We start from the raw sequence: 19743 nt of genomic DNA, 5'->3' as shown, positions 1-19743 counted from the left end.
CATGAGCGCGAATTTAACACGCCGCTCCTTCCTGGCGGCCAGCGGGATCGCAGTCGCCTTTTCACTGACGCGCCCGGCGCTGGCCCAACTGGCCGGGGGCGGGGAGGGAGGACCGGGTCCTGCCATCATCGCACCAGACCTGCCCGGCAGTCTCAAATCGTCACCCTATCTCGATGCATGGATACAACTTGACGAGTGGGGTAACGCAACGGTCTTTTCAGGAAAGGCCGAACTCGGTCAGGGCATCAAAACAGCTTTGATTCAAGTCGCTGCGGAGGAACTTGATCTTCCACCGCATAGAGTGACTTTGGTGACGGTTGATACACTCCGAACCCCTGATGAGGGACTGACCGCTGGCAGCCATTCAATGCAGGATGGCGGCACGGCGCTAAGGAATGCCGCCGCGAATGTTCGCATGCTACTGCTGCGACAGGCGGCAGAAGTGCTAGGAACGGATGTCGGCAATCTCAGCACGACCGGCATCGGCACGATAAGATCGCAGGATGGCAAAGCCATCGGCTACGACCGGATTGCCGGTTCGCTTTCGTTGCATGTCGAAGCCGTCGCCAATGCGCCGCTGCGTGTTAAGTCACAGTTTCGTACGATGGGGCACAATCTGCCGCGCGTAGATATCCCAGCGAAGACGACGGGCGGGACCGCCTTTATCCACGACATGCGACTTCCGGGAATGTTGCATGCGCGGGTTGTCCGGGGGCCGAGCGAAGGGACCAGGTTGAAGCTGCCCCCGGACGAAGAAATCGAACGCATGCCCGGCCTGTTCAAGTTCGTCAGAAACGGTGATTTTGCGGCCGTGCTTGCGGAGAGGGAATGGGATGCCATCAAACTGATGCGCGCCCTTCAATCCGCGCCATATGAGCTGGTCCACGCTCCTTTCCCGCACGGCAGCGTGGACGACACGCTGAAATCCCTTCCCTGGAGAGATATCGTCATTCTCGATACCGACGGAGCCGTAGCGGTTCCGGAAAAGTCAGTTAGGCAGAGATATTCAAGGCATTGGATCAGCCACGGCTCGATAGGGCCTTCGTGTGCGGTCGCATGGCTGAAGGATGACATGCTGACGATATGGACTCACAGCCAGGGCACATTCGACGTGCGACGGGTTGCGGCAGAGCTGCTCGGACGGCCAATCGAAAAGATTCGGGCAATCCATGCGGAGGGGGCGGGGTGCTACGGACAAAACGGTGCCGACGACGTGGCCGCCGAAGCCGCCATGCTTGCCATGGCGGTGCCGGGAAGGCCAGTTCGCCTCCAATGGATGCGCGAACAGGAGTTCGGCTGGGAACCACTCGGACCCGGGATGGTTACCGAGATTGATGCTGCGATCGACGCCAACAACAGGATCGTTCGCTGGAATTACGGTGTGTGGAGCAATCCTCACAATAACAGACCGGTCGGCGCCGGCGGCGTTTTGATCGGCAACGAGGTCCAACCTTCCTTCCAGCCTCCCGAAGGAAAGCCGATTCCGATGCCGGAAGGTGATGGAAGTCGAAATTCGAACCCGCTCTACGCCTTTCCGAACATGCATGTCATCTATCACTTCATCAAGGACATGCCCATTCGGGTATCGGCATTGCGGTCGCTCGGCGCACATTTGAATGTATTCTCGATCGAGAGCATGCTCGATGAACTGGCTTTGGCTGGTGGCATCGATCCGCTTGATATTCGGCTGAATCATATGGAGGACGGGCGCGCCAGACAGGTGATCCAGACTGCCGCCGACGGGTTCGGTTGGAGAAAGCGACAAAAGGCTCGGCCGCTGCAGGGTTTTGGGATGGCGTTTGCGCGCTACAAGAATCTTGGAGCATATTGTGCCGTCTGCATGGAGATAACGGTCGAGCGGGATACCGGATTGATTACAGTGGAGCGTGTCCATGCCGCCACGGATTGTGGTGAGGTTGTCTCGCCAAATGGAGTTCAAAACCAAGTCGAAGGCGCGATCATTCAATCGCTGAGTTGGTGTATCCACGAGGCAGCGATGAACGATGGGACCATTCGAACCAGTTTTGATTGGAGCGCCTATCCGATCCTCCGCTTCATTGAGGTACCCAGGACAATCGACGTCACAGTGATCGAGCAGCCGGGGCAACCCTTTCTTGGGGTGGCCGAGTGCGGGCAGGGCCCAACGTCCGCCGCTCTTGCCAACGCGCTTGCCGATGCGACGGGGGTCCGGTTCACCCACATGCCGCTAACGCCGGACAAGATAAGAGCGGCGATTGTGACACTCTGATCAAAACGAACGGAAATAGAGATCGAAGCAAACGGGAAAACCTTCACTTCTCACGGGCTACGAGCATGGGTCGGGTTGTCTGATGGAGACGTCTGATCCCATGCGCTTCTTGCTCCTGAGCGGCTCGCTTTTTGGGCAGCCGCCATCACCCAAACCCTGATTGTCTTCCGGCTATAGCCGGTCTTCCCGACCTAATCACCATCGTAAAGGCTAGGATATCATCGGTGTTCACTTATCGAATTTCGGTATGAAGGCAGAACGTCCAAGACCGCTGAATCGATCCAACTTAAGAAAGCTAGATATCTCGCAAACCTAACCTAAAGCAGGTGAATGCCATGGATATCAACGCCAAACATACCCTCAGAACCAAAGCAGAGCTTGGAAAGGCTACGCTTTTCGCTATGGCTGCCGCGAGCGGTATTGCCGTCGCGAACATCTATTACAACCAGCCGATGATCGGGATCATCGAAACCGAGTTCGGCAATGATCCCATGACCGGTTTCATACCCACCGCAACGCAGCTGGGCTACGCTCTCGGTCTGCTGTTTCTTTTGCCACTGGGCGATATTGTCCACCGCCGGAAACTCATTATCGGGCAGTTTCTCGTACTGGCTGTGGCATTGGTGCTTGCGGCACTTTCCCCGACTGCGTTTGCATTGGTACTTGCATCACTGGTTGTCGGAGCAAGTTCAACCGTGGCACAACAGATCGTACCGTTTGCAGCCTCACTTGCCACACCGGCGAAGCGCGGAACGACCATCGGAACGGTGATGGCAGGTGTTCTATCTGGTATCCTGTTCAGCCGGACATTATCAGGCTTTGTGGGCCAGCATTTCGGCTGGCGTGAGATGTTCTGGCTTGGAGTGCCGATGGCTTTCCTTGCCTCCGGCTTGATGTACCTTACGCTTCCCGCTCATGCTCCCGCCTCTCGGATGGCATATCGCAATGCATTACGCTCTCTTGTGCATCTGTGGAAGCGTGAGGGCGAACTTCGCACGGCCGCACTGGTGCAAGCTGCGCTCTTTGGTTCGTTCACTGCCTTCTGGACGGTGCTGGCACTTTACCTGGCAACTCCAAAGTTCAACCTAGGTGCGGATATTGCCGGCCTGTTTGGTATAGTGGGAGCTGTTGGAGTTTTCGCTGCACCGCTGGCGGGAAAAGTTGCTGATCGCAAGGGGCCGCATTTCGTCGTCTGGCTCGGAACCTTCCTCACCATTGCAGCCTGGTTGATGTTCGGCTTCTGGAGCTCGCTCGTTGTATTGGTAATCGGGGTCGTCGTTTTGGATTTTGGCATCCAGAGCGCGTTGGTCTCGAACCAGCACATTGTCTACGCGCTCGATCCGGACGCACGCAGCCGTATCAATACCATCTTCATGACTGCGATGTTTCTCGGCGGCGCTGCCGGTGCCGCGCTGGCTTCCGCTGCCTGGTCCTACCAAGGGTGGGCTGGCGTGAGTATCCTGGGCGGGGCGCTTGGGCTGGTCGCGCTCGCAATCCGCAGCTTGGGACGCAGCCGGCCCAAGATCCAATCGGCCAATGGAGGGCGGGCGAAATGAGACCGATGCGCATTCGTATCGTGGGAGGCTCCCTGGCGGGGCTTTTTGCCGGAATCCTTCTTGCCCGCGATGGGCACAACGTGAAAATCTACGAACGATCTTCTTCCGGGTTTGCCGGTAGAGGAGCAGGGTTGGTGCCGCAGAGCGAGGTATTTCATATTCTTCGTGAGATCGGCGTCGAACACCTGGCAACGTTCGGCGTGGTTTCTCGCGACCGCATTTGGTTTGATCGATCTGGGGCCATCGCGCGGCGAGCCCATATGCCGCAAACCCAAATTTCCTGGGATCTGCTCTACAAGACACTGGCCGAACGGCTCGATCCCGGGATTTACGTTCTTGGAAAGCCGGTCACGGCTGTCCGCGAAGAAGCCGGCGGCTCTCTCCTTGAGTTTGATGACGGGTCTGTCGAGAGCGCGGATCTCGTCATTGGCGCGGATGGCGTCAGCTCGGCCGTTCGCACAACCATCAACACGGACGCCGTGAGCAAATACGCCGGATATGTCGCCTGGCGCGGTCTCGTCCCGGAAGACGACCTGCCCCAGGCCGCCAGAACGCTCATCGGAAACTTCGCCTTCTACGTCGTTCCAGGAAACCATGTGCTCGGCTATTTGGTACCCGGTGCAGGAGGAGAGATTTCCGAAGGAAATCGCCGCTACAATTGGGTTTGGTATCGTTTCGTCGCCCAAAGGGAACTGCCTAAACTGTTTACGGGCATGTCGGGCCGAACCTATCTCTTCTCATTGCCGAAAGGTGAATTATCAAGAGAGGACAGGGCACGCCTTCGTGCTGACGCCGATGATATGCTCCCGAAGCCGTTCGCGCTCGCAGTCGCGGCTGAGGCAAATCCCTCGATCCAAGCGATATGGGACTACGAATCCCAACGCATGGTCGGAAGTGCCGTGGCTCTGATAGGCGATGCGGCATTCGTGGCTCGTCCGCATACGGCCATGGGTGTTGCAAAGGCCGCGGCGGATGTCCTGGCCTTGCGCCTTCAGCTGCAACGACATTCGGATCTCCAGCAGGCTCTGAAGCAGTATGAGAAGGAGCGTATCGTGATTGGCAGAAGCACCGTTGCTTACGGTCGTCAACTTGGTGCGTCGGCATTGTAACGATGCTCTCACCGAGTCTTGAGGATTGCTTCACCCTCACCAGATCTGGCTGGAATGCGAGGGAATGTTGCATGGACCTTCGCGTCGCCCCTGGCATGGCAAACGTTGCCGTGCCCTCATCTTTGGAGGCGCTGGCGACAATTTCGAGAGCCCTATGGTTACTGGCTCAGAGCATCAGATAAGCGCATCCTTGGGAAAGCCATTGGCCAGGCAGTCGATGAACCTGCGAACGGCTGGAGGAAGACCGCGGCGGGTGGTGAATACCAGGTGAACGAGACCCTTCATGCCATGCCAGGCGGGAAGGACCCGTACGAGCTTTCCCTCTTCCAGAGCCTGTCTGCATGTGTGATCCGGGAGAAGAGCCACGCCCAGACCAGCTAGCGCGGCGGCCCTCACGGCCGTAAAGTCTGCACTGCCCACTCGCGGCTCGTGCCTGAGCGTATGGGTTCGGCCATCGTCCGTCTCGAGAAACCAGTTTACCTCGCCCTGATCATCCGTGGTCGAGAGAGTAGGTTCGCTCGCCAAAGCTTCAATGTCCCCGATGCGTCCGGCAATTTGCGGACTTGCGACCAGGATGCGGATCGAGTTGCCTAACGAGCGCATCGTTAGCGAGGCATCGCCATCCAACGACGTTCGGACGCGCAATGCGACGTCGATCCGCTCGTCGATGAGATTGACGGGGCGGTCGATCGCGACGAGCTGCAGCCGCACCTTTGGGTGCTGCGTCAGGAATTGCGTCAGGAGGGGGGAAATCGGTTCGACCAGCCCTGTCGGACAACTCATCCGGATCAGACCATGCGGCTCTGATTGTGCTTCCGCGACAAGCGCTTCGGCGCGCTCGGCTTCCGCCAGCATTGCCTTGCAACGTTCGTAGAAGGATTGACCTACATCGGTTACCCGGAAGCGGCGGCTCGACCGTTCGATCAGGCGCACGCCGAGACGTTCCTCAAGTCCGGCCACCCGCCGGCTAAGCTTCGATTTTGGCTCGCGCAAAGCACGCCCCGCGGCTGCGAACCCGCCATGAGCGACAACCTCGGCGAAATAGACCAGATCATTCAAGTCAGATCTCATCATCGTTCTCCATTTGGAACGATGAGTACCAAATTTGCCGTCTGTTTGCAGCATCGTTCTGCTGTCATGTTCCTTTCAACGGCGTGTGGGCCGCAACAAAGGAGCATGACAGTGAGCAAGAAATTTGAAAACAAAGTCGTCATCGTAACGGGTGGCACGAGCGGTATTGGCCTTGCGACGGCAAAGGCCTTCTCGATGGAAGGTGCATCCGTGTTCATCACAGGCCGCCGCAAGGAAGCGCTCGATGCCGCCATCCAGGAGATCGGAGGCCGTATCACGGGCGTGCAGGCCGACATGAGCAAGCTCGTCGATATCGATCGTCTATATGACGCAGTTCAACAGAAGCACTCGCACATCGATGTGGTTTTCGCGAATGCCGGCGGCGGCGAGATGCTATCTCTCGGCGCGATTACCGAAGAACACTACCAGAAGACCTTCGATACCAACGTGAAGGGCACCTTGTTCACCGTTCAAAAGGCGCTCCCGCTCCTGCGTGATGGTGGTTCGATCGTCCTCACCTCGTCGACGACGAGCACTTCAGGCACGCCTGCCTTCAGCGTCTACTCGGCAACCAAGGCTGCCGTGCGTAACTTCGCCCGCAACTGGATCCTCGATCTGAAGGATCGCCGTATTCGCGTCAATGCAATTAGTCCTGGCGTGACTGAAACCGCCGGCCTCAACGAACTCTTCGGCAGCGGTGAGAATGCGGAGAACACGAAGAATTATCTTGCGAGCCTTATTCCTGCCGGCCGCATCGGGCAACCGGAAGAGATTGCCAAGGCTGTCCTCTTCCTTGCCTCCGACGATGCCAGCTTCATCAATGGTATCGAACTCTTCGTCGACGGTGGCCACGTCCAGATCTGACCCGTCATATCAGGGAGAATGATCATGGCAGACATTGCAACGCTGCTCGATCGGAATCTACAGGGCATTTTTGGGGAGGGCGACGACGCCCTCCGCCGGAACGTGGCGGAGGAAATCCTTCACGAAGACGCCATATTCGTGGAACCGCACGGGATCTATCGTGGTCGCGACGAGATCGTCCGCATCGCCGGAGTCATTCGCGCCATGCATCCGACATTTGCGTACACCACAATCGCCGCGGCGGACGTTCTGCATGAGCGGGCCGGCCGCGTGAAATGGGTGGCCGGTGCGCCCGGCGAACGACCTGCATATGCAGCCACGGATTTCATCATCGCCAAGGACGGTAAGATCGCGGCGATCTATCTTTTCTTCGATGGCGATCCGGATCCGACCAGCCCACCGATCATGATCCGAAAGTTTTGAATGAACAAAGAATGATCGCTGGACGTGCGCTTCGCGCCGCGGGGAAAAGCGGTCGAATAACTTTGCCACAAAAGGTTTCCTACACTTCTTGTCACGTGGAATCACGAATATCGATAGCGCGCTCTTGAGCGCGCTATCAATCACGCCCGCCTAGCGCTATCATCAGTTCGGTGGCGGATAGGCCGGAATTGCAGTTATGCGACATGCCGGCTGGTCAGGTTTCTGGCAGCACGATCTGATCTGATCCACGGAGGATTTATAGATCGAATTCCAGCTGGTCTGCGTGATGCCAATATCAGGTGGCATCGCATGTGAGCCCGGAAAGCGACGTGCCCAATCGTCGGCTCCTTCAGGAAATCGCCCAGTCATCTCATCCGTCAATTGCCGGCACGTTTCGGCAATGCCAATTCGGTGACAGCCGAGGCACGTATTATCGGTCGGGTTGAGGGTCCGGGTTGGCCAACCGCTGAAGCCAACTCGATGAGGTGAAGGAAGATCCACATGGTAGTACGGCCCGAATGGGTTGACTGGCATGCGGTTCCAGACCTGCCCAACAAACGGTGAGAACATGAAGGGGTCATTGTCGTGACAGGTTCCGCAGCCGTCTTTGAATGTGATCTCCGGTGCATTCCAAAATGGGCTCGAAGGCTGGGATGTCGGAGACGGTACTTTCTCGCCGCTGACGGGTTGACTGGGCTTTCCTTCCGCCTGAAACCAGCACGTCGCACCGGTCTTGGGGTTATGAGCGACAATATCGATTTCATCGAACTCCATTTTATCCGCCGGCCGAATGATCTTTTGCCGACACATGACGGCGATCTGCATTGTCTCCGTCGATAAGGACAGGATGCGGGAATTGGGCACACATTGCCCGTCAGAACCCGAGCCATTCGGAAGCAAGGCGGGCCGATCGCATACCATACTCTTCGTCGCCGGCACGCTCTTCCCATCGACTGTAATCGGCACGGGAACTCCGTCACTGCAGGCGAATTCGGGGATGTCACCCACCTGCTTGCGGCATTCCGCGCCATATAGCTCTCTCGTCGAACCCATATCGACTTGATCCGCCAGTGACTGGCCTGCAAATAATTGTTCCCCTGAAAGCAGCAGCAAGAAGAACAGACCTTTGCGCAGGAAGAGAGAGCTAGCCATTCTGCGATCCTTCCTTCGCAAACATCGCTTCGGCTGTTTTGCGGATGGCATCGTAGTAGCGAACATAGCCGGTACAGCGACAGATATGGGACCCGACAGCCTGTTCGATTGCCGCATCGAGGTCGCTTGGCAGGCTTCCCAATTGCCGCAAGCCATCCAGAAATATCTGTGATGCCACGACGAAGCCGGGAGCGCAGTAGCCGCATTGAAACGAGAACTCTCGAAGAAATGCCTCCTGAATGGGCAGCAGTCCATCGCTGGGCGTAACGCCTTCGATCGTGGTGATCTCCGTACCATCAACCATCGCCAATGCCGTTGAACAGCTGATGACCGGCGTGGCCGTTTCATTGGGAGCTCGAACGGAAGCAACCGTACAGGCCCGGCAGACGCCAATCCCGCAACAGAATTTGGTGCCGGATAGACCGAGATCATCGTGCAGAAAGTCGATCAATCGATCGTCTGCGCGGTCGGATTCCACCTCATGGGTGATGCCGTTGACTTTGAAGGAAATCGTCATGCCTGCAGTCCCTCCAAAATTTTCGCCGGCGTTATAGGCAGCGACGTATAACGCCGCCCCAATGCATCATGCAGGGCGTTGGAAATCGCCGGCGCGACAGAGCACATCACCGCCTCGGCAATACCGCGGCCTGCTCCGCGGTCCCCTGCGCTTTCCGGCAACGTCACCAATTCCTGCGCGCGCTTGCCGGGTTCGTAAGCCGTGTTCAATGGCACATCGCTCCAACGGGGGACATGATAGCGGTTCAGGTTCCAGGTTCCGTCGGCAGGCCCTGCCATGCCGTTCGGCATGTCTTCCATCAACGCGTAGCCGATTGCCATTGCAATCCCGCCCTGACTTTGTCCGGAAACAAGCTGTGGCACGAACAATCTGCCGGCATTAAGGACGGAAAGGATGTTCTCGATCTTTACTGAACCGCTGCTTTTGTCGACCGTCAGCCCGATGACGTTTGCGCAGGGCGCCCAGACATAACGGGAATAACGCTGGGCGATCGCGGGTGGCGGCATCGTATTCGTTCGGCCAACAAATGTCGGATCCTTCACATTCGGCAGGTAGAAGGACAGGCCGTCGAGCTGCAGGTGCATGGTTCCGCTTGGTCCTGCGAAATCTGCCTCGACCCAGCTTCCCTGAATGAACGCATGACCGAGCGCCCCTTTTGGCAATCCTTTGGCGTAAATGAGCTTTGCAAGATCCGCCCATGCAATGGGTTCGGCACCACCTTTGACCAAAGTCAACCGTCCATCAGCCCATCTGACATCGTCAAGGCCAAGTTCCTGTCTTCCCCAGATCGACGCGGCGGCAGGCAAGACACTTGCCTGCATCAGGGCAAGTGCCGTCTGCTGGACGGTGTGGACCTGATGGAGGCCGGTCAGACAGGCAGAAGAGGAACCAACACCTTTGGCTGTCCAGTGCGGATTATTCCAATCGCTTCCATTGCCTTTAGTAGTCAGCCCGGTTTGACCGAACAAACGATAACCACCCATGTCGACGGCCGACGCGTTGGCGCCAAGTATTGGCCCGATAACCACCCCCAGTGTCGTCGCCGAACCATTTCCCATGTCGACCGCGTCGGATTGAACCGTCAAACTGCCATCAGGATCAATCAAAACCGCCGCAACCATTCCGTCACCGGAAGTTCCATAGGCCTGCATCGACAAGGCTATGCCCGTACCGTAGGTCAAACCGCGAGCAGCATAATCGGATTTTATCTTATCCCGATCAGCCCACAGCGGATGGGCCTCCGCTCGATCAAGTATCTCCCCAAGACGTAGTTCCTGATCGATCGGACCACCGACGATGGTTCGACCTCCGGTGTCAGCAATATTGGCGCGCCGCAGCGCGATAGGGTCCCACCCCTTGGATGTCGCGATATCATCGAGCGCTGTTTCGATGGCAAGAAAGGCTTCCGGGCCACCGAACCCGCGCTGAGAGCCACCAGTAATGTCCTTCGTGTGTTTTGATTGGGCAAAGACATTCGCCATCGGCAATTCATAAGATCCGCCAACGCAGAGTGCCGCCAGATTGGCAACATAGGGGGACAGGTTGCGTAGCCCACCACCATTGAAATTCATTGTCGCTTCGATCAGGCGCAATTTCATGTCGGATCCGGCCACCAGCTCACCCTTGATCGCCGCTCCCGGGCGCTTCAGTCCATAGCGAAACTGCTCGAATCGATCATGGGCAAGCTTGACGGGAGCTCCATCGGAAAATGCAGCGGTCAAAGCCAGTAATTGAGAGAAGGGCGAACTGTCGCGGCCCCCAAAACCACCACCGGGATAACAGCTGTGAAGTATCACTTCCTTGACGACGATCGGCGAGTCACCCCCGCTGAACATGGATGCGGCGCTTGAGACATCGCCATCCGGCGACTGCGTCCCGAGCACGAGAGCCAGGCTTTGAGCCTTGCTGTCATAATAGGCAAGCCCGCTCTCCGGCTCCATGAACATCGGATCCATGGCTTGTGTATCAACGGTGAATGACTGACGGATCAGGTCGGGGTTCTGTGCCAGATACTGATCGATCTTGTCGCGATAGGAGGGGACTTTCTGCGAATACGTCGCCGGATCGGCAGTAGCGTAACTGAAGGTTTCGCCTTGTTCGAAATATTTTACATAGGTCGTTTGAGGCGACCACGGTGCTCCCATGTTCTGTGAGGAAGCATCATCCAATGCATAAACCTGGAAGCTGGCATCGTTGAATTGCATGAGGCGCTTTGCTGCCCGATAAGTCTCACGCTTGTCGAAGAGGAGCAAAGCGACTGCTTGGCCGAGAAAGTTCGGGACATTGCCGGGCTTAACGATGATATCGAACTCTACCGACGAAGAGCCTTTTGCAGCAAAAGCTGTAGCCGACGCCGGGAGCGTGCTCTTGAAGAGTTCCGTCGCCCCCTTTTCGTGTTGGTCAAGAGCCTCGGCTTCGATCTGCAGATCGCGATATCGGGCCAGTGGAGCAGCCCTAACCGCGGATTTGAGCTGATTACCGAGGATTACACGCTTTGGCTTTGCCTCGTCCGGCAAGTAACTCAAATCCACATTCAGGAACTTGTGGTCTGTTGTCAAAGCCGGCAGATAGAGTGCATACCATTGGTCGCGCCCCCAACCCATATCGATGGAATTGAAGTCTCGGGCAAACACCTTCTGGCCGGTCACCTTCGCGTGGCCATCGATCCGTTCCCTGGCGACGCCGGGGGTGGCTGCCTGAACGGCTTTTGAATTGCCCAATGACTGGTCCGCAATGGCCCTCCCTGGAGGCCCGAGGACGGTGACTGCGATCAGGCCTGCAGCGCCTTGCAGGAAGCGGCGCCGCTTGATGGGTAAATCCGCAAGCTTGCTCTGGAAGATCGTATCGTTCATTGCACACCCCTCGCCAATAAAGTGAAGAGACTTTGAGCAAATCAGTCGATCGTGATGCACGAAGACAAGGCGTCGAACAGGGCATATGCTGACGGAAGTCACTCGCATATGCCTGTGTGAGAGCATTTAAATTGTAGGAATCGTCACCCGCAAGGCGTGCAGTCATGTCTTCTACGCATAATATTTACACCTATAGGTAAGTCAAGACGAATTACGACATCGAGTACCACGGCGATCTTCAGTTTTTAAGAAGGTTACGCAAATCGCGCAGGCCATCGGCCACGCGCACAATCTGTATCTATCGGTCCCGATCAGTGTCAGGAATTGTCCCTTATGCTGGGTTTCTCCTCAGGCAGCTTTCGGCCTGCCATTCTGACGTGGCCGGTAATGCGCATGCATCAAGAGCGGGTCGCGCTGACTTGCGCGCAGCAGCATCTTGACGGCATGGCTGACAGGAGCGCCGGCACGGTAGTTCTTCCATGTGCGCAGACTGACGCCTAAAAAGTCCGCAGCCTCGTTATTCGAAAGCCCTATCTCTTCCTGCCATTTCCGCAGGTCCTCGGCATTAAAATCGCGCTGGTCTTCGGCGATCTGGAAAAGGTGATAGGCATCGATCGCCAAATCTTCGCCTTCCCATTCGACCGTTGCACCGTAGTCGGCGACCGCGGCAGTTTTCCAGACATCAGGGGACTTGAGGGGGGCGAGCAATTCGCCGCCGGTTGCAATCCAGCCGACGAGATTTGCGGAAGCCTCAGCGCCACCCTTCCACTCGATTGTCAGCGTCATGTTTGACGTTGGCGTAACGCTTTCAATTCGCGGCATGTCCATTTCTGTTTTCCTTCCTCAAGCGATTGGAAAGCGGGGATTGGTCCGGTTCCACTCGGCGGCGATGGCCGCCTTGTTCTTTGCTGCCCATTCGAGGGCGGTGTCTTGCGCCTTGCGTGCGAGCTTACCACGCAGGATTTCCAGTGTCGCGATTTCCACCAATGCATCCCCATCCGGGGTGATGATGTGGAAGTGCGGGGGCAAATGATCGTTCGCATAAACTCGAATGATGATGTTTCCGATTTGAATCAGTTTGCCCATGCGCCCTCATTTCCATAAGGAAAACATAGGGCAGTTTATGCACCATGTAAAGATATATGGTGCAATTTTACCCCAATATATCTGGAGAGGTTATGGATCGCGGGAGGTTCTTCGCGGCCGTAGCCATGCCCCATTGCCTCCTTCGGCAGTTCGAAGCGATGCATGGCGCTTGGGAACCAGTGGCCGAAATGCCTGTTCACTTCAGCCTTGGCGGCGTCCGGATCCAGCGGCTTGGGTTTGGCGAGGGGAAGACCCGGCGTCTCGTAGAGCAGGATGCCGTCGCGGGCGATGTCCACGAAGAAGGGCCGACCGTGCGCGAGCTGGTTATTGAGGTCCGTGATAGAGTGAACGATGAAGTTGACCGGCGTTGCCAGATGTCTGGTGACCGTCAGGTCCCGCAGGAAGCGATCCGCAGCCCGGTACCAGAAACGTGGATCGGCAAAGGTTTCAGTCGTAACGACGACGAGCAGGTTATATTCGGAACGGCCATCGCTTTTGCGATCCTCTACCCAGTCACCGCGTGCATAAGAGCCAAAGAGAACCAGTTTGAGGATACGTCCACCCTTCTTCGTGTCCGACAGCTTGCTCTTTTGTACGTCCTCGAATTCATCGAACAGGATTCGTGCGATCCGTTCCAGTTCACGGCGCTTGTTCTCGGGAAGATGGCCGAGGCGTTCAGCAAGCGTCATAGACACGGCAGCCTCCGGTGCAGGTGTGTCGTGGAGGGCTTTGCCGTCTTATTTCCCTCAAGCAGGCTTTTCATGTTGCGCCGCCATTGGCTCCGAGGAGCCGGTCGCTTCCGGGCATGAATTGACCCGGCTGCAGCGCCTGCCCGATGCGCACTAGATCGACCAGCGCCGCGCGCACTTGCAGCGAGGGGAAGTCTGGGCCTTTGTCGAAGTGTTCGCCTCCGCACAAGATCACATCAAGCTTGCCGGCCACACCAGCAAGCGTCGTGGCCGGCATGGCCATCAGGGCGTCGGCCAACCTCATCTCCATGCGGTCAGATTGGATTTCGGCTTTCTCTGCCCGACTATATCCCAAAACGTCATCCAGATGATCCCAGGCTTCCAGCCGTTCCCGGAAGGCTGCTATTGCTTGCGCCTTTACGGGCTCATGCCCGGCTGCATCGCCGCATATTCGGTCTATGTCTTCCAGGCTGAAAGCGCGAACCGGCTCCTTTTTCCCGGGCAGTGCGATTTCCACCTGCGGAAATCCGACGGCGGCGACCATCCTGCGCGTGACGGAAGACAAAGTCGTGGTATCGTCCGAATCAGCTATGATCCGAGCTCCTATCAGCTTGGGTTGTGGTTAGGCTGGGCGGAGTGTTCCCGCACTCTACTCGGCCGCTTGCATAAACAAAATTATGTCACTGACATAATTTGGCGAGCTCTATAAATTATGTCGTAATAATTTTGATCACAGAAGAGCAAATACGAATGGCACGAGCGGCACTGAAATGGGGTGTCCGAGATTTGGCCCGCGAAGCTCATGTGACAGCGGCGACCATTACGCGTATTGAAGCTGGCAAACCGGCACATGCTTCCACACTAGGGGCCATTCAAATGGCGTTTGAAGCGGCGGGCATCGAGTTCCTCCCGGAGAACGGCGGCGGTCCGGGCGTGCGATTGGCAAAGAAACCCACGCGTTAATGAAGCGTAGGCGAGATTAGATCTGCGCTGCTAACGTGGTATCCGCTTCTGCGTTTCGTGGACCAGGGCATTGTGACGCCGCTTTGTTCGACGGCGCTGTTTCTGGAATATGAGGCGGTGTTGAGCCGACCGGAAACGCGACCGGCGACCGGCCACAGCCTTGAGGATGCCGTTTCGGTGATGAGCGCGCTTGCCGCCATTGCCGAGGGTGTCGTTATCTCGTTTCGGACGCGGCCGATGCTGCCCGATGTCGCCGATGAAATGGTGCTTGAGGCTGCCTTGAACGGGCAGGCCGAGGCCATCGTGACACATAACGTCAGGAATTTCCGTCCGGCGCTCGGATTGGGCGTGACCGTGATAACACCGAGAGAGATTGTCAGGAGACTGAACACATGACGCAGACCCAACGTTACAAATATCCGCTGCAACTGCCGCAGTCGCTCAAGGAGACGGCGGCACGTCTGGCACAAGAGGATGGCGTGTCGCTCAATCAGTGGATCATCTCTGCGGTCGCACAGAAGATCGGGGCTGTTGAGACGGCCAGCGAATTCCTGAAAGCGCGTGCAGCTACGACGAAGCGCGGCGCGCTGTCAGGCTTGTTTGACAAAGCGCCGGATGTGCCGCCGCTGAAGGAAGACACCATCTGATGCAATGCATCGGGTCTGAACGGATGCGATGAAAGCCTTTTTGCTTGCTGGATTGGGCTGGAACGAAACCGCCCCCTCAAGGCCAGGCCGCGTTCCGCGTTGGCGCATGCCGCGCCAGCCTTGACCGGGCGGCAGGCGGCGGAAACGCTGCGTTCACTCATCGGCCAAATCGTCCTCACACCGGAAACCAACCGGGGCAAGGTTCGTGCCGAACTAAGCGGCGAGTTGTTCGGCATCCTCGACTTCGCCAAGGCCGAAGAAACCGATCGGCCAGCCCGCTTTAGCCCGCAGTCACAGCCAAAACGGCGCATCAAGCGATGCGCTGGGGCATCCATCTCCCAATACTGGCCGATCTTACCGCGTAACGTTCAGTAGTCCCACCACGCCGGTACCCAGCGAAAGAGGTCGCCCGCCGCCGCGGCCCACGGACGGGAAAGGCATATGCGTCGAGATCAGCCAGGAGCCGTATCTGCAAGTGCGCGCATGAGGCGGAGACGAACGTGCGTGGCTTCTTCCGGGTCATGTTCGAAGCCGTTATGCCATTCCGGGTGATCGAAGGGCACTGGGAGGATCGCGTCGCCGGCAAACATCAGTCGATCTCTGCCGGACCTTACCCTGACGACGCTGTGGCCGGGCGTGTGACCGCCTGTAGGGGTTACGGAAACATCAGGCGCCGCTTCGGCCTGGTCCTTGAAGGCGCGGATATGGCTGTCGTAGACATTTACCACGATCTCTTCGACTGTTGCCGTAAGATTGTACAAGATAGTTGTTGTCGTTGCCGTAACGCTTGTAATCACTGCGGTTGAATCCTTGATTTTCCGCGAGAATAAGCATTGCGCCGGTGTGCGGCAGAATTATAAGGTCTGCTGCAACCGAAATGTTCTCATGGATGCCATAGGCGCGGGGGCGTCTTGGAGGAGAGGGACTGAGCCTGGACAATCTTGAACTGAAAACGCTCGGCCCGTATTTCGACCTTCCGAAGGCCGCCTCGCTGAATGTGGTGCCCGTCAGGTCTTCGCCGGTTTGCGTCACGCGAATCGCCAAGGATGTCTCCGATGGCGAGAGGCCGATCGTCTCCCTTCCCATTTGCGATGCCTATTTCCTGATGGTCTACACCAAGGAGGCCCATCATTGCGATATCCTGCCGGATGGAACCAGGACGCTGCCGCGCAAGTTCGCGCGGGGATCGGTCTGCCTCGTCGACCTTTCCGAACAGGCCTCGATCGTCTTATACGCCAATCTTCACTCGGTTACGTTCTTTCTGCCAAAGACGCTTATCCGGGAGGTTGGGGAGTTATCCAGCACAAGCCCGAAAATCCAGCTGCGGTGTCGAAGAGGCGAAAGGGATCCGGTTTTGAGCAATCTCACCGATGTCATCCTTTGCCTTTTCGAGCGCGAGACCGGTTCCAGGGAGGCACTCCTCAAACACCTGGCTATCGCGATCTGCTCTCATCTGATTGAGGATCCCGTGAGCGAAGCGGAGGCTGGCGCGGACGACGCGATCCTTCCCTACAACCGCGAGGCTGCGGCAAAAGAATTCATGAGGAAAAACCTTGCGCGTGAATTGTCGGTCGCGGAAATTGCCGCGGCGGCCGGCATCTCCGCCAATCATTTCTCGCAGGGGTTTAAGAAAGTGACCGGCGCCACGCCCCATCAATGGTTGATGCATGCGCGCGTGGAAGCTGCCCAGGAGCTGCTGCGCGGCAGTGAGCTGTCGCTGAAAGCGATCGCAGAAGCATGCGGGTTCGTGGACCAAAGTCATTTTACAAAGGTTTTCTCCCGCGAAACGGGGATGACGCCGGCGGTCTGGCGCGCCGGATGTCTTAACTGACTTCGTCGTGCGATTCGCGTCTTTCGTAAAAAATCGTTGGAATTTACCAATGGAATATCCTAGTTGGTAAGGGTGGGTTTACCGGAGCGCGCATTGGAAAGAGAATCGGAGGGCAGTGATGCGCCCGGAACACCTGTTCCCAGTCGATGGGTGATGAAGGCGTCGGCTATCACGATCACACGCCTGTGCTACGACAAGGACGATCTTCCGATCGCGCCGGCGAACAAACGCGACGAAGCGGTCTCCGTTATCACCCAATTGACCGATTTCAGGATGCATCGGCTCTGGAGGAACAAGGAACTCATTTTCGAAGGTGGGCATCCGAAAGGTGCGATCGCCATCACCGATCTCAGGAATGAATGGCAATGCCATCATCTCTCGCCATTCGATAATTTGCGGTTCAATATCCCCCTATACTTTGTGCGGTCTTTCCTGGAGGATATCGGCCGCCCGCAATTCGACGGGTTCGATTGCAGGCCCGGCACCAAGGACGACGTCATTCTTGGCCTTGCCCAGGCCGTATTGCCTTATCTTGTCAGCCGGCACGAGGCCAACCAGCTCTTCTTCGAGCAAATCAGTTTGGTCCTGCTGACGCATTTGACCCATACCTATGCCAGCCAGTATTTTCCGACGGGGAGGAATGGCGTCCTGGCGCCTTGGCAAGAAAAAAGGGTGCTGGAATTCCTGACCGCCAATGCTTTTGCGCAGGTCTCGATCACCGAACTTGCCGAACTATGCAACCTCTCCCGCAGTTACTTTAATAGGGCGTTCAAGGAGACATTCGGCCGGACGCCGTACCGCTGGGTCATGGAATATCGCGTTTCAAAGGCCAAGGATCTCCTGCTGTCGGGTCTTTCCATTCAAGAGAGCGCCACGGCATGCGGTTTCGCCGATCAAAGCCATCTGACGCGGGTGTTTTCGGATATTGTGGGAGAGCCCCCAGGTAACTGGCGGCGGCAGAACCGTTTGAAACTCGGCGGCAAGACCTCATGAGGCCGCGGCCGGCCCGAAACTTGCGTTTTCGCGAAAATCTTGCCGCCTGATCCCGTCTCGAACCAGGGGTCTCGTCTCCTTTCGGTGTCGTTCGATCTCCCGCCGCCGAAACAGTCCGAATATCCAAACTGTCCTTCTAAGCGACAAGAAGATTGCTCCCGCAGTGGGCATAATCCGCCCCGTGAACGCAATTCAGCTGAATGCCCACGCAGCTCAGCTCAACGCTTTTGAGGAACATAATGACTGTAAACGCGACACCGACGCCTGGCTCGAAGCTTCTTACGCCGAAGGATCACACCCTCATCATGATCGATTTTCAGTCGCAGATGTCTTTTGCGACCAAGAGCATCGATGCTGTCAACCTTCGGAACAATGCAGCTCTCGTCGCGAATGGCGCCAAGGGTTTTGGCGTTTCCACCATCCTGACTACGGTTGCGGAAAAGAGCTTTTCCGGTCCGATGTTTTCTGAAATCACCGATGCGTTTCGTGGTCAGAAGCTGTTCGATCGCACGTCGATGAACACCTGGGAAGACGCTGCAGTCATCGATGAGATCAACCGAATCGGCAAGAAGCGCATCGTGCTTTCCGGCCTGTGGACCGGCGTCTGCATCGTCGGCCCGGCACTGTCGGCCATCGAGCAAGGTTTTGAGGTCTTCGTACTGGCTGATGCCTGCGGCGACGTAACCGACGAAGCTCATAACCGAGCGATGGATCGCATGGTTCAGGCCGGCGCTCAGCCGATGACGTCTCTGCAGTATCTGCTCGAGCTTCAGCGTGATTGGGCTCGGACCGAGACCTACGACATGACCACCGGCATTGCCAAGAAGTTTGGCGGTTCCTACGGCCTCGGCATCATCTACGCAAAGACCATGTTCGGCGCGTCCGAAGGTCACTGAGGAGCAAATGGCCACCCCCGCTCATGCGATTCAGTGGCCCAGCTCTTCGATCTTTCCCGTGGTGCATCCGTCTTTGCGCCACGGTACCTGCTGCTTCCTTCCTGTCATGTTCACGGAGCTCATCATGATCGCTTCACCATCGAATAGCGCGACCGTCGTCCTCGTACATGGGGCATGGGGGGACGCATCGAGCTGGAGATCCGTTATTTCCCTCCTGCTGAAGCGGGGCGTTTCCGTTGTCGCCGTGCAGAACCCGACCTCATCCTTGTTGGCGGATGTCGAGGCAACCCGCCATGCGCTGAATGAGATCGATGGGCCTGTGGTTCTCGCCGGCCATAGCTGGGGAGGAACCGTCATAACGGAAGCGGGCGACGACCCGAAGGTGAAGGCTTTGGTCTTTGTGGCAGCCTTCGCACCGGATATCGGCCAATCAACCGGAGATCAGGTCGCGGCTCACCCTGCGCCCCCTGGTCTGGGAGAGGTGAGCGCCGACCGCAGCGGCAGTTACATGATGAGCGTGAACGGCTGGATCAACGCTGTCGCGCAGGATCTGCCGGAAGAGGATGCGCGGATCCTTGCTGCGACCCAGCCGCCGCTCGGTGCCAGTACTTTCTCCGACAAGGTGAGCAAGGCTGCCTGGGCGAACCGCAAGAATTGGTACGTGATCTCAACCGAAGACCGAGCGGTCAGCGTAGAGCTCCAGCGGGAATTGGCGAAGAAGCTGAATGCCCGCACGACCGAACTCAAAGCCAGCCACATGTCATTGCTTTCGCAGCCAGAGGCTGTTGCCGCCGTCATCCTTGAGGCGGTTGCCTCGGCAGCAGCCGCGTAGTTGTCAAAAAGAAT

At 57.3% G+C, this 19743-nt stretch carries 20 protein-coding genes and 1 pseudogene; 12 read left to right on the top strand and 9 right to left on the bottom strand.

Annotated features, from left to right (window positions below; all coding sequences use genetic code 11):
- The first annotated feature begins 1 nt into the window (after position 1).
- The 3 genes from PH552_RS05175 to PH552_RS05165 all read left to right on the top strand — a co-directional run bounded on the left by PH552_RS05175 (position 2) and on the right by PH552_RS05165 (position 4913).
- Positions 2-2248 (top strand): xanthine dehydrogenase family protein molybdopterin-binding subunit, encoded by a 2247-nt coding sequence (locus PH552_RS05175; RefSeq protein WP_483315478.1) that lies wholly within the window; start codon positions 2-4, stop codon positions 2246-2248.
- A gap of 335 nt (positions 2249-2583) precedes the next feature.
- A complete protein-coding gene (locus PH552_RS05170; protein ID WP_285165653.1) occupies positions 2584-3804 on the top strand; it encodes an MFS transporter in 1221 nt (406 codons plus the stop codon).
- The gene (locus PH552_RS05165; RefSeq protein WP_285165652.1) at positions 3801-4913 is read left to right on the top strand and encodes an FAD binding domain-containing protein; all 1113 of its coding nucleotides are present in this window, start codon (positions 3801-3803) and stop codon (positions 4911-4913) included. The genes PH552_RS05170 and PH552_RS05165 overlap by 4 nt, the downstream gene beginning before the upstream one ends.
- Before the next feature lie 174 nt (positions 4914-5087).
- Here the strand turns inward: PH552_RS05165 and PH552_RS05160 are convergent, their stop codons facing one another.
- Positions 5088-5987 (bottom strand): LysR substrate-binding domain-containing protein, encoded by a 900-nt coding sequence (locus PH552_RS05160; protein WP_210209432.1) that lies wholly within the window; start codon positions 5985-5987, stop codon positions 5088-5090.
- 108 nt (positions 5988-6095) lie between these two features.
- On the opposite strand from PH552_RS05160, the gene PH552_RS05155 reads away from it, so the two are divergent.
- Both PH552_RS05155 and PH552_RS05150 read left to right on the top strand, forming a co-directional pair.
- Positions 6096-6848, top strand: a complete 753-nt coding sequence (locus PH552_RS05155) for an SDR family NAD(P)-dependent oxidoreductase (protein WP_112343440.1) — start codon at positions 6096-6098, stop codon at positions 6846-6848.
- Positions 6849-6872: 24 nt separating this feature from the next.
- Entirely contained in the window at positions 6873-7271 is a 399-nt protein-coding gene (locus PH552_RS05150) for a nuclear transport factor 2-like protein (protein WP_285165651.1), read from the top strand.
- Between the two features lie 162 nt (positions 7272-7433).
- Here the strand turns inward: PH552_RS05150 and PH552_RS05145 are convergent, their stop codons facing one another.
- The 7 genes from PH552_RS05145 to PH552_RS05115 form a co-directional block, all read right to left on the bottom strand.
- Positions 7434-8423 carry a hypothetical protein gene (locus tag PH552_RS05145; RefSeq protein WP_112343439.1) on the bottom strand — a complete coding sequence of 330 codons (990 nt, stop codon included), beginning with the start codon at positions 8421-8423 and terminating at the stop codon, positions 7434-7436.
- The gene (locus PH552_RS05140) at positions 8416-8940 is read right to left on the bottom strand and encodes a (2Fe-2S)-binding protein (RefSeq protein ID WP_112343438.1); all 525 of its coding nucleotides are present in this window, start codon (positions 8938-8940) and stop codon (positions 8416-8418) included. The genes PH552_RS05145 and PH552_RS05140 overlap by 8 nt, the downstream gene beginning before the upstream one ends.
- A complete protein-coding gene (locus PH552_RS05135) occupies positions 8937-11792 on the bottom strand; it encodes a xanthine dehydrogenase family protein molybdopterin-binding subunit (protein WP_285165650.1) in 2856 nt (951 codons plus the stop codon). The genes PH552_RS05140 and PH552_RS05135 overlap by 4 nt, the downstream gene beginning before the upstream one ends.
- Before the next feature lie 348 nt (positions 11793-12140).
- On the bottom strand, positions 12141-12620 hold the full coding sequence (locus PH552_RS05130) for a helix-turn-helix domain-containing protein (protein WP_285165649.1): 480 nt from the start codon (positions 12618-12620) through the stop codon (positions 12141-12143).
- Between the two features lie 15 nt (positions 12621-12635).
- The gene (locus PH552_RS05125) at positions 12636-12878 is read right to left on the bottom strand and encodes a DUF4160 domain-containing protein (RefSeq protein WP_285165647.1); all 243 of its coding nucleotides are present in this window, start codon (positions 12876-12878) and stop codon (positions 12636-12638) included.
- 35 nt (positions 12879-12913) lie between these two features.
- Positions 12914-13573, bottom strand: a complete 660-nt coding sequence (locus tag PH552_RS05120) for a nucleotidyltransferase domain-containing protein (protein WP_285165645.1) — start codon at positions 13571-13573, stop codon at positions 12914-12916.
- 64 nt (positions 13574-13637) lie between these two features.
- On the bottom strand, positions 13638-14084 hold the full coding sequence (locus PH552_RS05115) for a hypothetical protein (protein ID WP_285165643.1): 447 nt from the start codon (positions 14082-14084) through the stop codon (positions 13638-13640).
- Between the two features lie 233 nt (positions 14085-14317).
- Here PH552_RS05115 and PH552_RS05110 point away from each other — a divergent pair, with 233 nt between their 5' ends.
- Genes PH552_RS05110 through PH552_RS05100 form a run of 3 tightly spaced genes read left to right on the top strand, consistent with a single transcriptional unit; the run spans position 14318 to position 15177 of the window.
- A complete protein-coding gene (locus PH552_RS05110) occupies positions 14318-14530 on the top strand; it encodes a helix-turn-helix domain-containing protein (RefSeq protein ID WP_113251561.1) in 213 nt (70 codons plus the stop codon).
- 15 nt (positions 14531-14545) lie between these two features.
- The gene (locus tag PH552_RS05105; RefSeq protein ID WP_350223709.1) at positions 14546-14926 is read left to right on the top strand and encodes a PIN domain-containing protein; all 381 of its coding nucleotides are present in this window, start codon (positions 14546-14548) and stop codon (positions 14924-14926) included.
- Entirely contained in the window at positions 14923-15177 is a 255-nt protein-coding gene (locus tag PH552_RS05100) for a toxin-antitoxin system HicB family antitoxin (protein WP_285165642.1), read from the top strand. Before PH552_RS05105 ends, PH552_RS05100 begins: the two co-directional genes overlap by 4 nt.
- A gap of 368 nt (positions 15178-15545) precedes the next feature.
- On the opposite strand, the pseudogene PH552_RS05095 reads toward PH552_RS05100, so the two are convergent.
- Positions 15546-15893 (bottom strand): annotated as a pseudogene (locus PH552_RS05095) (MBL fold metallo-hydrolase); the annotation flags it as partial.
- A 389-nt stretch (positions 15894-16282) separates the two neighbouring features.
- On the opposite strand from PH552_RS05095, the gene PH552_RS05090 reads away from it, so the two are divergent.
- The 4 genes from PH552_RS05090 (at position 16283) to PH552_RS05075 (ending at position 19729) form a co-directional block, all read left to right on the top strand.
- On the top strand, positions 16283-17008 hold the full coding sequence (locus PH552_RS05090; RefSeq protein WP_162737071.1) for an AraC family transcriptional regulator: 726 nt from the start codon (positions 16283-16285) through the stop codon (positions 17006-17008).
- A 93-nt stretch (positions 17009-17101) separates the two neighbouring features.
- Complete coding sequence (locus PH552_RS05085) at positions 17102-18001, top strand: helix-turn-helix domain-containing protein (protein WP_113251566.1); 900 nt, start codon at positions 17102-17104, stop codon at positions 17999-18001.
- A 239-nt stretch (positions 18002-18240) separates the two neighbouring features.
- Positions 18241-18897: a hydrolase gene (locus PH552_RS05080; protein WP_113251567.1), complete on the top strand. Its 657-nt coding sequence runs from the start codon at positions 18241-18243 to the stop codon at positions 18895-18897.
- 124 nt (positions 18898-19021) lie between these two features.
- The gene (locus PH552_RS05075; RefSeq protein ID WP_245430518.1) at positions 19022-19729 is read left to right on the top strand and encodes an alpha/beta fold hydrolase; all 708 of its coding nucleotides are present in this window, start codon (positions 19022-19024) and stop codon (positions 19727-19729) included.
- The last annotated feature ends 14 nt before the right edge of the window (positions 19730-19743 follow it).

Origin of the sequence: Rhizobium aureum (assembly GCF_030182495.1) — a bacterium.
In the GTDB taxonomy this organism is placed as follows: Bacteria; Pseudomonadota; Alphaproteobacteria; order Rhizobiales; family Rhizobiaceae; genus Rhizobium; species Rhizobium tropici_C.
The sequence above is the reverse complement of the archived record's forward strand: the minus strand, read 5'-3'. Positions and strand labels throughout refer to the sequence as shown.

Excerpts from the sequence above, each read along its gene's own strand:
- PH552_RS05175 (WP_483315478.1), top strand. The coding sequence starts at position 2 with ATGAGCGCGAATTTAACACGCCGCTCCTTCCTGGCGGCCAGCGGGATC.
- PH552_RS05170 (WP_285165653.1), top strand. The coding sequence starts at position 2,584 with ATGGATATCAACGCCAAACATACCCTCAGAACCAAAGCAGAGCTTGGA.
- PH552_RS05165 (WP_285165652.1), top strand. The coding sequence starts at position 3,801 with ATGAGACCGATGCGCATTCGTATCGTGGGAGGCTCCCTGGCGGGGCTT.
- PH552_RS05160 (WP_210209432.1), bottom strand. The coding sequence starts at position 5,987 with ATGATGAGATCTGACTTGAATGATCTGGTCTATTTCGCCGAGGTTGTC.
- PH552_RS05150 (WP_285165651.1), top strand. The coding sequence starts at position 6,873 with ATGGCAGACATTGCAACGCTGCTCGATCGGAATCTACAGGGCATTTTT.
- PH552_RS05145 (WP_112343439.1), bottom strand. The coding sequence starts at position 8,423 with ATGGCTAGCTCTCTCTTCCTGCGCAAAGGTCTGTTCTTCTTGCTGCTG.
- PH552_RS05140 (WP_112343438.1), bottom strand. The coding sequence starts at position 8,940 with ATGACGATTTCCTTCAAAGTCAACGGCATCACCCATGAGGTGGAATCC.
- PH552_RS05135 (WP_285165650.1), bottom strand. The coding sequence starts at position 11,792 with ATGAACGATACGATCTTCCAGAGCAAGCTTGCGGATTTACCCATCAAG.
- PH552_RS05130 (WP_285165649.1), bottom strand. The coding sequence starts at position 12,620 with ATGGACATGCCGCGAATTGAAAGCGTTACGCCAACGTCAAACATGACG.
- PH552_RS05125 (WP_285165647.1), bottom strand. The coding sequence starts at position 12,878 with ATGGGCAAACTGATTCAAATCGGAAACATCATCATTCGAGTTTATGCG.
- PH552_RS05110 (WP_113251561.1), top strand. The coding sequence starts at position 14,318 with ATGGCACGAGCGGCACTGAAATGGGGTGTCCGAGATTTGGCCCGCGAA.
- PH552_RS05100 (WP_285165642.1), top strand. The coding sequence starts at position 14,923 with ATGACGCAGACCCAACGTTACAAATATCCGCTGCAACTGCCGCAGTCG.
- PH552_RS05090 (WP_162737071.1), top strand. The coding sequence starts at position 16,283 with ATGGTCTACACCAAGGAGGCCCATCATTGCGATATCCTGCCGGATGGA.
- PH552_RS05080 (WP_113251567.1), top strand. The coding sequence starts at position 18,241 with ATGACTGTAAACGCGACACCGACGCCTGGCTCGAAGCTTCTTACGCCG.
- PH552_RS05075 (WP_245430518.1), top strand. The coding sequence starts at position 19,022 with ATGATCGCTTCACCATCGAATAGCGCGACCGTCGTCCTCGTACATGGG.